Genomic DNA, 11,700 nt, shown 5'->3' with positions numbered 1-11,700 from the left:
ATTATGCCATTAACGCTATCTCAACTAGAAAGACATCTGTTCAATGCCGCTGACATACTACGCGGCAAGATGGATGCATCAGAATTTAAAGAATATATTTTTGGCATGCTGTTTTTAAAACGCTGTTCAGATATTTTTGAAGAACGTCGTGAAGAGGTGCTCAAGACCCAACTCGCCAAGGGCAAGTCGCCAACAGAGGCCGAGAAGGTTGCTGAAAACAAAATGTGGTACAAAAGTACCTTTTATGTGCCTCCTACTTCCCGCTGGAGTTATTTAGTAAACGAAGCGCATAAAAATGTGGGCAACTTTTTGAATGAAGCACTTGGTGGCCTAGAACAAGGTAACAGCTCACTTCAGGACGTTTTAGAGTATATCGACTTTAACCGTAAAATTGGTAAAAGCTCGATGCCAGACAGAAAACTGCGTGAGCTGATCACCCACTTCAATAAGTACAGACTGCGCAATGATGACTTTGAATTTCCCGACCTACTTGGTGCGGCCTATGAGTATTTAATCGGCGACTTTGCCGACTCTGCAGGTAAAAAAGGCGGTGAGTTTTATACGCCCCGCTCTGTCGTGCGTTTAATGGTAAGACTGATGAAGCCAGAGCAACACCATAAGGTCTATGACCCCTGTTGCGGCTCTGGCGGTATGCTCATTGCCTCAAAAGAATACATTGATGAGCAAGGTGGTGATGGCGCTCGTCTTGATTGCTATGGTCAAGAAGCTGCTGGCACAGTGTGGTCAATTGCCAAGATGAATATGTTACTGCATGGCTTAACCAGTAACAGCCTGGAAAATGACGATACGCTTGAGCATCCGCAGCACAAAACGGACGGTAAACTGACTCAGTTTGATCGCATTCTTACTAACCCGCCGTTTTCAATTAACTTTGGCACCAAGGAAACTGACGATGATGGCCAGTTTATCTATCAACCCGATCACCCCGAGCGTTTCAAATATGGTCAAGTGCCATTAGGCGCTAAAAAAGCAGACCTTATGTTTGTACAGCATATGCTGGCGGTATGTGCCGAAGGCGGTCGAGTCGCGACCGTATTACCTCATGGTGTACTATTTCGTGGCGGTGAAGAAAAAGACATTCGTGCTGGGATTATTCGTGATGACTTGCTTGAAGCAGTTATTGGCCTGCCGCCAAACCTCTTTTACGGTACCGGTATTCCAGCCTGCATTATGATCTTTCGGCAGCAAGTATCAGAAGGCGCCCATCTAACCAGTGGCAAACCTGAGCATATGCAAGGCAAGGTACTGTTTATCAATGCGGATAAAGAATACTTTGAAGGCCGCGCACAAAACTATCTGATGCCTGAACATATTGAGCGTATCGCTTCCGCGTTTGAGGCATTCGAAAACGGTGAGTTAAAAGATGACATTCCAGGGTTTGCTGCAATCGTCAGCAATCAAGCGCTAGCGGCGGAAAGCTTTAACCTGAATATCCGCCGCTATGCCGATAATTCACCAGACCCCGAACCACACGATGTTAAAGCGCATTTACTGGGCGGGATCCCCGATAGCGAAATTGCCAGCAAGCAAGCCCTGTTTGATGCCCAAGGGTTAAAAACACAGGATATCTTTATACCCAAAACTGGCCAGCCAGGCTACCAGGTGTTTGTGTCAAGCATAGACACTAAGCAAGCGATAAAAGCCGCGATAAACAGTAATCCCCATGTAATGGCTCAAGAGCAGGCCATGCGTAAGGCCTTTGATACCTGGTGGGAAAACCACAAGCTCAGTATTACAGCCCTTGCCAAAGGTAAAGAATATGCGGCGCTGCGCAAAGAGCTACTTAACAGTTTTACTGAAACCCTAAAACCGATTGGGATGCTCAGCGATGCCCAGGTCAGCGGCATGATAGCCGCATTCTGGTATCAACAGCGTTATGACTTTTTAACCCTGGTTGCACGGGGCGCTAAAGGCGTGGTCGACGCCTGGCGCACCAGCATCCTGACCGCCATGGAAGACAGTAAAAGTAAGTACGACCCGCTAGAGCACAAGCTGGTACGCTTTTTACTCGACGGCTTTTTATCGGAAGTACAAAGCTTACAGCAACAAAAAACCGAGCTGGAGGGTTCAATAAAAGCCCTAAGCGCAAAATTGCCGCAAGATGAAAACGACGATGATGATGGTGTTGAAAGCTCCGAAGCACTCTCAGCTGAGGAGATTGCGCGTATTGAAAAACAACTAAAAGCACAAAAGACAGAACGCACCAAAGTGACTAAAAGCTTAAAAGCCAAAACCGATGCATTTGAAAGTGAGCTTAACAGCACAGTAGATCAACTGGGCCCGGAAGATGCGGCCAAAGTGATCCTGTGGATCCTTTATGAAGATATGCAAAAGATTGTTGAGCGTTATCTGGCCACAGAACGTCAGCAGTTAATTGCAACGGTAGAGAATTGGTGGGACAAATATCAGGTAACATTAACCCAGATAGAGTCATCTCGAAATAAAGCGGCTAAAGCACTTAATGGTTATTTATCAGGGTTGGGTTATGTTTGAAATTATTGTTGATATTCCCAACTACGCTGGTTGGAACCGCAAAAGCATTGACCAACTTTGCAGTATAGCGAGACGCGGGACAGCACCCGTTTACGTTGAAAACTCCAGCATAAAAGCGATTGGTCAGCGTTGTGTTACACATGGAGACTTTGAGCCTATTTTTGCTCGGCCACATAGCGAGAAAGCAACTTCGAATATACTTGAAGCTGAGAAAAATGATGTTTTACTCAATTCAACTGGTACTGGGACGATTGGTCGTTCAGTCATTTTTGATGACCCTGGTAAATATATCGTAGACGGCCATGTAACAGTGTTACGTCCTCATAAGGAGCTTGTGGATAGTCGTTGGCTAAATGCAGTTATTCGCTCCAAATGGTTTCAAAGTCACTTAGAGCGTTTTTGCTATACAGGGTCGACAAACCAATTAGAGCTAAGCAGAACTTACTTGAACAGCTCATCGCTTCCAATCCCTCCTGAGGAGGAACAATCCCAAATTGGTGACGTGCTTGACGCCATTGATACTCAAATCCGCGAAACTGAAGCAATCATAGCCAAATTACAACAAGTAAAACAAGGCTTGTTACACGATTTATTAACTCGTGGTGTTGACGAAAACGGTGAACTTCGCCCTAGCTATGAAGATGCGCCAGAATTATATAAGTCCTCTGAATTGGGCTGGATTCCTGTTAACTGGACTTGTATGAATATTGGTGAAGCGATAACAAAAAAATACATAATGGAAGTTCAAGATGGGAATCATGGTGAAATACATCCTAAAACGAGTGACTTTGTAAAAGATGGTGTGCCATTTATCATGGCGAACGATATTCAAAATAATAAAATTAATTTCGATAAATGCTACCGAATCACAGAGAAGCAATATGAATCACTTAGAATAGGTTTTTCAACAGCAAGTGATGTATTACTCAGCCACAAAGGTACTGTTGGCCAAGTTGCAATTGTACCAGATGACTGTGAAAAAATTATGCTAACACCACAAGTCACTTACTATAGATGTGATGCGGAACAATTAGCCCCTCAATATTTAAGTTGCTGGTTCTTAGGTTCATATTTTCAAAAAATATTAAGCGCCCTTTCTGCTCAATCAACCAGAGCATATATTGGAATTCTAGCTCAGAGAGAATTGCCTTTATTATTTCCTCCAAAAAGAGAACAACTCATGATTTCTGAACGATATTCTTCAATATATAATAGGTATGATTTTGAGTTAACGTACCTAAAGAAGCTAAAGCTCAAAAAATCAGGCTTAATGGACGATCTTCTAACCGGCAAAGTCCGTGTCACTGAATTACTAAAACAAAAACAGGCCAGTTAAAAATAAGAATTTAAAAGGAAGTACTATGGGTCCGGAATATTTACAATCAGAATTGCCCTTGATTCAACAGCTGCAAGCACAAGGCTGGCAGTATATTGAAGGATGTTTAGACGACGCAGCGGTGACTGGCCGTGATAGCTTTGCAGAGGTACTACAAAGTAAAGTATTACGCCAGCAGCTGGTAAAGATTAATTTGCGCACGCTAGATAATGGCGAGCAAGTTAAGTGGCTGGATGAGCAAAGAGTCAATCAAGCCGTTTCTGCCATCAGCCGTATTGCGGCTTCTAAGTTGATGGAAGCCAACCAGAAAGCATCTGAGCTGTTAACCAGCGGCATTGTTGTCGATGGTTTACCAGACTGGGATGGCGGCCGCGCCCGTAGTATTCATTTTATTGACTGGGATACCCCAGAAAATAATACCTTTACGGTGATCAACCAGTTTAAGGTACAGTGCCCGCCAGGACACGACTCCAGTAAAAAACACATTATTCCTGATCTTGTTTTGCTGGTAAATGGTATTCCACTGGTGGTGATTGAGTGTAAAAATCCGGACAGTGCCGAGCCCATGGCAGCGGCAATTGATCAACTGCGTCGTTATTCAAACCAGCGCTTTGCCGCTGGTGAAGTTGAAGATAACGAGGGGGCACCTGCGCTGTTTAACACCAACCAGCTAATGATAGCTGCCAGTTTTGAGCAGTGTTTGGTGGGCACCATTGGCGCACGTGCTGAGTTTTACAAACCCTGGAAAACCATTGTGACGGCGAGTGAACCAAATCGCTGTGAAAAAGCGCTGGCTAAAGAGCTGGAGGTAAGCAAGTTATCTGCTCAGCAACGACTCGTCGCTGGCATGTTAATGCCTGACGCTCTGCTTGATATTATTCGTCACTTTATTTTATTTACGCATCAGGGTGGGCAAACCATCAAAATGGTGTGTCGCTATCAACAATACCGTGGCGTAGTGCGCTCTGTTCATCGCTTGCTAAATGGCAAAACCCGCAAGCAAGATGGTGAATACGACAGACGCGGCGGCATAGTGTGGCATACCCAGGGCTCGGGTAAGTCACTCACTATGATGTTCCTGATCCGCAAGTTACGCACCGACGCAACACTTCGCCGCTTTAAAGTGGTGGTAGTAACAGACCGAAAAGACTTGCAAAGCCAGCTCTCTAGTACTGCAAAAATTACCGATGAAACCGTCTGTGTTGCCACCAACAATAAGTCGCTTAAAAACCTATTAAAACAACAAGGCCCAGGGATTGTATTTGCGATGATCCAAAAGTATCGCGAATCACAAGCTAAAGCCGCCGACCCATTTGAACTACTCAATGCCAGCGAAGACATTTTAGTCATGGTAGACGAGGCGCATCGTACCCAATCAGGTGACTTACACGCTAATTTGCTCTCGGGTATTCCAAATTGTGCGCGTATTGGTTTTACCGGCACGCCCATTATCATGGGTGAGAAAAAGCGAACTCATGAAGTCTTTGGGGAGTTTATTGATAAATACACCATTAAAGAAGCCGAAGCCGATGGCGCAACTGTGCCTATTTTGTACGAAGGCCGCACGGTTAATGGTGCGGTTAAAGATGGCTCCAGCTTAGATGACTTGTTTGAAGACTTTTTCAGTGAAAAAACAGAAGAAGAACTGGAAGCCATTAAGAAAAAGTACGCAACCAAAGGCAACGTGCTTGAAGCGACCAAGCTGATTAAGGACAAAGCGGCCGACATGCTGCGTCACTATGTGACCAATATTCTGCCTAATGGCTATAAAGCCCAGGTTGTGGCTTATAGTCGACTGGCTGCCGTACGTTACTATAAAGCCTTTGAAGAGGCCCGTGACAAGCTCTTAGTTGATGCACAGCGGTTAGCTGATGAACTAAAGGCATGTGATAACGAAGCTTTATGTCGTAAGTCACCAAAGGTTCAGGCACTGATACAAGCCTGGCGCTATCGAGATGTGTTAGCAAAAATGGAGTTTGCCACCATCATTTCATCGGATAACAACGATGGACCAGAATGGGCGGTTCATACGGACAGAGCAAAGCAGGACAACGCAATTGAGCGTTTTAAAAAGCCGCTTATAGCTGAAGAAGGCAAGCAATCAGACACAGATCCGCTTTCATTTTTAATTGTTAAGTCGATGCTGCTAACGGGCTTTGATGCGCCGATTGAAGGGGTAATGTATTTAGATCGCTCTATTCGGGAAGCTGAGCTATTACAAACCATCGCCCGCGTTAATCGTACAGGCTTTGGCAAGCAATTTGGCATCGTAGTTGATTACTACGGTGTTGCGAATCACTTAAAGGCTGCACTGGCAGCATACAGTGATGAAGACGTAGAAGGTGCCTTGCGCAGCTTAAAAGACGAAGTGCCTGCACTGAGAGAGCGACATATTCGTGCTGTAGATATCTTTCGGAGCCAGGGGATAGAAACACTGGATGACGTTGAATCGTGCGTTCAGCTGTTGAGCACAGAGCGACTGCGCCAGGAGTTTGCTGTCAAACTGAAAGCTTTTTTACAAAGCTTGGAACAGGTATTACCACGACCCGAGGGGCTGCCCTTTGCGGCCGATGCCAAAGCGCTAGCTACTATCCACAACCGGGCCAGAATGCGCTATCGCGATAGCATGGTGATTGGAAAAGACGTTGGTGCTAAAGTTCGCACATTAATTGACGAGCACATTATTTCTTTAGGCATAGACCCCAAAGTAGCACCGGTCAACCTGACCGATGCTCATTTTGAAAAGAACGTTGATGAAGTACGTGAACAAGCCTTGCATTATGGTGCAACGCCTGACGAGCAGAAAAAAGCCATCGCCTCTGAAATGGAGCATGCCGTTAAAAGCCATATCACACAACACCTGGATGAAGATCCGGTTTACTATGAAAAACTGAGTGAGCGACTAAAAAGCATTCTTGATTCCCTTGCAGGACAATGGGATGACCTGATAAATGCACTACAAAACATTATCGACGAGGTGCGTTCAGGCTCGACCAAACATGAAGCAGGTCTGCCTGACATTCCAGAGCACTACCTGCCTTTTTACCGCATGCTAAAAGTGGCAGTATGCGCAGAGCAACAACCCGACTTAGCCCTTGAAGCACAACTGATAGCGTTGACCGAGCAACTGGTGGCTCACATTCAAGATAAAATAGCGACTACCAGCTTCTGGGAGCCGCATCGGATCAGCTTGCAAGAAGAGCTGGAGCAGTATTTATTTGAGAGCTTGTATGACTCTGAACTTCTTGACTACGATCATATAGAGCCCCTAGTTGATAAGTTGAGAGAGCTTGCCAGGGCCAACAGCCATAAATTAGAGACAGTATGATACTAACGATTGATGACCTGGTAATTCCGGTTAAGCACAGTGCACAACGAAAAACGATGCAACTAACGGTGGACAGAGACAGTAGTCTGCTATTAACCGCACCACCAAGTGCCACAACAGAAGTGTTGGAAGGGTTTGTGCGCTCTAAACTGAGCTGGGTGTATCAAAAATTGGCTGAAAAAGCACTCATGTATAAATCTATCAGGCCTAAACGTTTTGTGCAGGGCGAGGGCTTTTTATATCTGGGCAGAAGCTACCGATTGAATCTGATAGAACAACCCGCTGTACCACTGAAGCTCTATCATGGACGTTTTCACCTTGCAAAAAGTAACCAGGAAAATGCCAGGCAACTTTTTATTAGCTGGTATGTAGAAAAAGGTACAGCCTGGTTGGAGGCAAAAGCGGATGAATTCAAAAGCCGTTTAGCCGTTGAATTTTCGTCAGTTAAGGTACGAGACTTGGGCTATCGCTGGGGATCATGCGGTAAAAACCAAACCTTGTATTTTCACTGGAAAACGATACTGCTGCCGGCCAAAATTGCAGAGTATGTTGTTGTTCATGAATTATCACATCTAATAGAACCCAGTCACTCTTCAGAGTTTTGGCTTTGCGTTGAGCGAGCTATGCCAGATTACAAAGAACGAAAACAGTGGCTTGCTGAACATGGAATGGATGTGGAGGGCTTGTAGCACAATGAGTAAACGTTACACGCCCCCTTTTACGCTCACGGCAAACATCGTCAACCTGATAGCGTCTCAAAAAGGTGAAAAAAGCGTTCAATTAGGCATAAGTTGAAGGCGCCGTGAGGAGCTGAAATATGACTAAAAGTGTTGTAACCTCATGCAATACAAGCCAGATAAAAATAACAAAGCGCCATAGATGCCACGACTATCGATTTACCTGCTATTCAGCCTGTTTAGCCTGCTAACTACACAGCCACTATTTGCACAGCTCAATATCGACTACGCTACAAATAAACTTATCCTGCCGTTGGAGCAACCGGTTGGCACGCATTACATGCATTTTGAGGACTTAAACCGTCCCGGCCACAGAACACAACCCGACGCGCCCAGACAACTTGGTGTACGATTTTTTTATCCCACCAAGCTCACCGCCAGCAACCAGAGATTACCGCTGTTAAGCAATCAGTTTTCGCGCTCGCACAGGCTGATTTATGATGAAGACGCAGATATGACCTATATCGATCTGCTGAGCGCAATGACATGGAACATTGCCGCAGAGAGTGAAATACAGCTGTCACAGGGCGCTTTACCCCTGATCATTTTTTCCCACGGTTATTATCTAAATCCCGAGTTGTTTACCATCATGGCTGCACATATCGCCAGCCAGGGATACCTGGTCGCTTCCATCAATCACAGTTTTGGCTCGGATCATTATCAGCCGCCCAATTCAAAAGCGTTAAAAACGATAGAGCTGCCGTCAGATGATCTGGGCATTGATTTACCCATGTGGTCTGCAGATCAGCGTTTTGTACTGGCTAAAATAAAACACATGGATCAAGACCCGCAGAGCCCCTTGTTCAATGCACTCAATGGTCAGGTAGGTATTCTGGGTCATTCTTACGGTGGTGCTGCGGCATTTTATACCGCTGCAAAAACACCCGAAGTAGCCGCGATTGTTAATATGGATGGCACTGTGTTTGGCTGGCAAGATATCACCGTAACACAACCTTTTATGTATGTGCAGGCAGACGAAGAATACTTCAGCGAAATCTTTCTCAACGTACACCATAAGGGCTATTTAGCGCTGTTTGAATCACTCAATCACGTCAGTTTTTCTGACATTGTGGTCCTCAAAGACTGGCTAGAAAACGGGCTGAAAGATACGCCTCAAGTTAACGCTATCCTGGACGTCGCCAGGCTAAATGCCGCTTTTTTTGAACACCACTTTCAACACACCGAAGAAACGTTTGTGCCAGCTATCAAAAGCAAAACCCCATTTTCCTTCAAGCTCTCTGACTGCAACCCCAAACATAACGACTCAGAAACGCCATTGCGCTGCCTGACACATCGAATTAAGCTCTGGACACAACAGTTATTTTGATTTGGAGGGGAAAATGAACAGCTGCATGTTTAGCGCGTCGGGGGCGTTTTTTTAACACCTTCACGTACCATAGCGTCAATCATACTGGCTATGGTGCCATCATTTACCATGCCAGCAAGCATACGTTCAATCTCCTGGCGCCTTTCGAGCAGCCCGGACGCACGCGATACAGCCAGATAACCTTGTGTGCCTTTAAAGTAAAATGGTGCCTTCTGAATATCTGAATTCAGATTATGCGTTTTTAAATAGTGATCCGAGCGCACATCCACACTCAGTGCAGCGTCAATGCGCTTTTTCATCAGCAGGCTAAACAGCTTGTCTGTGTCTACCGCTGCGAATTTTGTGAGGCGGGTATCTGCATCGAATTGGGGGTCATTTTTATGGCCCAGTGTCACGCCGAGAATATAGCGTTCGAGATCCTGATAGGCGTTGATGCTAACCTCGCTCCCCTTCAGGGTATAGAACACTTTATTCGCAGTGTAATAACTAGGTTCCAGATACTGCATATAGACTTCACGGTCTTTGAACTTTTGCAAAGAGCCCAGCATATCCAGCTCACCGCTCTCCATCATCCGCAGACAACGCTTAAACGGGCAGCGAACCAGCTCAAGATCAAGATTAAGGGTATCTGCCAGATGCCGGACTATATCAACATCGATACCACTGATTTGTGCTTGCTCTACAATGACAAATGGTGGCCAGGGATCTACGCCAAATCGCAGCGTTTTACTTTGAGCAGCAGGAGAAAAAGCCGAACTCACTAAGAGACATAAAAACCAGACGTTTACATTACAGTACGTCTTCAAAATGCGTTTTATCACGGACACCACACATTGTTATTCGTTACAAAATTCTGCATTCATACTCAGGCAGACAATCTCATCAGTGTTGCACAAATCGACAAGCAGCGTAAGTCAATCAAGTACGTTGGAGTGGAGTACCCGCAGATTTCACCATAAAAACCACTCAAACTGAGTTTCCTGACATATTACTAGCAAAGATAAAAAACTGATATCTAAGCGCAGAACACCAAGCTGCAAAATTCAGCTCGGGTACCAGACAACATTGAACGACAAATAAATTTCGCAACATTAGAGCCAGTCATCAACACAACAAGGGTGCCCTACTTCTTCCCACCCTAGTGACAATTCCTTAAAAGCCACTTGGGTTACAACATTACACTTTAAACCAGCTTGTCAGGTGTGCTGGTCAATACCTGACACACCTGACAATCTCTTCACCATTATTGTCTCTATACACTAACACGCCTGTCCGCATGCCCAGCCGCAGCTCCAGGCGTACTGGAAGTTGTAGCCGCCGAGCCAGCCGGTGACGTCGGTGACTTCGCCGATAAAGTACAGACCCGGGGCTTTTTTGGCTTCGAAGGTTTTGGAGCTGAGTTCGTCGGTGTCGACGCCGCCTAAGGTGACTTCGGCTGTGCGATAGCCTTCAGTACCATTGGGTTTGATGTGCCAGTGGTGCAGGGCGTGGGCCAGCGTGTCAATTTCGCTGTGGCTGAGCTGGTTGGCATTTTTATCCGGAACGGTTTGCTCGCTGATCAAGACCTCGACAAAGCGCTTAGGTAACACTGTACTAAGTAAGTTTTTCAGAGACTTACTACCTTGCTCCTGACGCCAGTCGTGCAATTGTGCCTGCATATCAACCTCTGGCAACAGGTTCACGATCACGCCCTGCCCGGCACGCCAGAACGAGGAGATCTGCAAAATCGCCGGGCCCGACAGGCCTCGATGGGTAAACAGCAGGTTTTCTTTGAAGCGGGTGCCGTCTTCACTTTGCGCAGTGCAAGGGAGGCTGACGCCTGCCAGCCCATCAAAACGGGCTTTGTCGTGGTCATGCAGAGTAAACGGCACCAGTGCCGCCATGGTCGGCAGAACCTTAAGGCCAAACTGCTCAGCAATTTTGTAACCAATCGGCGTGGCGCCCAGTTTAGGCATGGTCAGACCGCCAGCAGCGACCACCAGAGACTGACAGCTAAATACTTGCTCAGAGGTCGTTACAATATATCCACCCGTGTCAGTGCGTTCGACCTTTATGACCTCATTGCGCAGGAATACTTCAACCCCGGCCCAGTCGCACTCTGTTAACAAAATATCGACTATGTCCTGAGCACTGTTATCACAAAACAGCTGACCGAGCGTTTTATGGTGATAAGCCAGGCCGTGTCTGTCCACCAGCTCGATGAAATCATGCTGGGTGTAGCGGCTCAGGCAGGATTTCACAAAATGGGGGTTGGCGCATAAATAGTTCTGTGGTGTGGCACCCTCATTAGTAAAATTGCAACGACCACCGCCGCTAATGAGTATTTTTCGACCGGCTTTTTTGCCCATATCAACCACCGCCACACTGCGGCCCCGATACCCAGCTTGTGCCGCGCACATCAGGCCAGCCGCGCCCGCGCCGATGATCACCACATCAAAGTTCAACATTGTATATTGTG

General features: G+C 46.2%; 7 protein-coding genes. 5 read left to right on the top strand and 2 right to left on the bottom strand.

Annotated elements, in window-relative coordinates; genetic code table 11:
• Window positions 1–3 precede the first annotated feature (3 nt).
• The 5 genes from QNM19_RS21980 to QNM19_RS21960 all read left to right on the top strand — a co-directional run bounded on the left by QNM19_RS21980 (window position 4) and on the right by QNM19_RS21960 (window position 9,242).
• A complete protein-coding gene (locus QNM19_RS21980) occupies window positions 4–2,514 on the top strand; it encodes a type I restriction-modification system subunit M (protein WP_284027211.1) in 2,511 nt (836 codons plus the stop codon).
• Entirely contained in the window at window positions 2,507–3,850 is a 1,344-nt protein-coding gene (locus QNM19_RS21975; protein WP_049865160.1) for a restriction endonuclease subunit S, read from the top strand. Before QNM19_RS21980 ends, QNM19_RS21975 begins: the two co-directional genes overlap by 8 nt.
• Window positions 3,851–3,875: 25 nt before the next feature.
• The gene (locus QNM19_RS21970) at window positions 3,876–7,178 is read left to right on the top strand and encodes a type I restriction endonuclease subunit R (RefSeq protein ID WP_284027210.1); all 3,303 of its coding nucleotides are present in this window, start codon (window positions 3,876–3,878) and stop codon (window positions 7,176–7,178) included.
• The gene (locus tag QNM19_RS21965) at window positions 7,175–7,867 is read left to right on the top strand and encodes a M48 family metallopeptidase (protein WP_049864754.1); all 693 of its coding nucleotides are present in this window, start codon (window positions 7,175–7,177) and stop codon (window positions 7,865–7,867) included. The genes QNM19_RS21970 and QNM19_RS21965 overlap by 4 nt, the downstream gene beginning before the upstream one ends.
• Window positions 7,868–8,057: 190 nt before the next feature.
• Window positions 8,058–9,242, top strand: coding sequence for an alpha/beta hydrolase family protein (locus tag QNM19_RS21960; protein WP_049864755.1), 1,185 nt, complete (start codon window positions 8,058–8,060; stop codon window positions 9,240–9,242).
• A 29-nt stretch (window positions 9,243–9,271) separates the two neighbouring features.
• Here QNM19_RS21960 and QNM19_RS21955 read toward each other — a convergent pair whose 3' ends face one another.
• Window positions 9,272–10,003 carry a substrate-binding periplasmic protein gene (locus QNM19_RS21955; RefSeq protein ID WP_049864756.1) on the bottom strand — a complete coding sequence of 244 codons (732 nt, stop codon included), beginning with the start codon at window positions 10,001–10,003 and terminating at the stop codon, window positions 9,272–9,274.
• A gap of 498 nt (window positions 10,004–10,501) precedes the next feature.
• A complete protein-coding gene (locus QNM19_RS21950) occupies window positions 10,502–11,689 on the bottom strand; it encodes a BaiN/RdsA family NAD(P)/FAD-dependent oxidoreductase (RefSeq protein ID WP_049864757.1) in 1,188 nt (395 codons plus the stop codon).
• Window positions 11,690–11,700 lie beyond the last annotated feature (11 nt).

This window comes from Pseudoalteromonas ardens, from assembly GCF_030125445.1.
GTDB classification, from domain to species: Bacteria; Pseudomonadota; Gammaproteobacteria; order Enterobacterales; family Alteromonadaceae; genus Pseudoalteromonas; species Pseudoalteromonas ardens.
This window is presented reverse-complemented; position numbering and strand designations above follow the sequence as displayed.

Excerpts from the sequence above, each read along its gene's own strand:
- QNM19_RS21980 (WP_284027211.1), top strand. The coding sequence starts at position 4 with ATGCCATTAACGCTATCTCAACTAGAAAGACATCTGTTCAATGCCGCT.
- QNM19_RS21975 (WP_049865160.1), top strand. The coding sequence starts at position 2,507 with ATGTTTGAAATTATTGTTGATATTCCCAACTACGCTGGTTGGAACCGC.
- QNM19_RS21970 (WP_284027210.1), top strand. The coding sequence starts at position 3,876 with ATGGGTCCGGAATATTTACAATCAGAATTGCCCTTGATTCAACAGCTG.
- QNM19_RS21965 (WP_049864754.1), top strand. The coding sequence starts at position 7,175 with ATGATACTAACGATTGATGACCTGGTAATTCCGGTTAAGCACAGTGCA.
- QNM19_RS21960 (WP_049864755.1), top strand. The coding sequence starts at position 8,058 with ATGCCACGACTATCGATTTACCTGCTATTCAGCCTGTTTAGCCTGCTA.
- QNM19_RS21950 (WP_049864757.1), bottom strand. The coding sequence starts at position 11,689 with ATGTTGAACTTTGATGTGGTGATCATCGGCGCGGGCGCGGCTGGCCTG.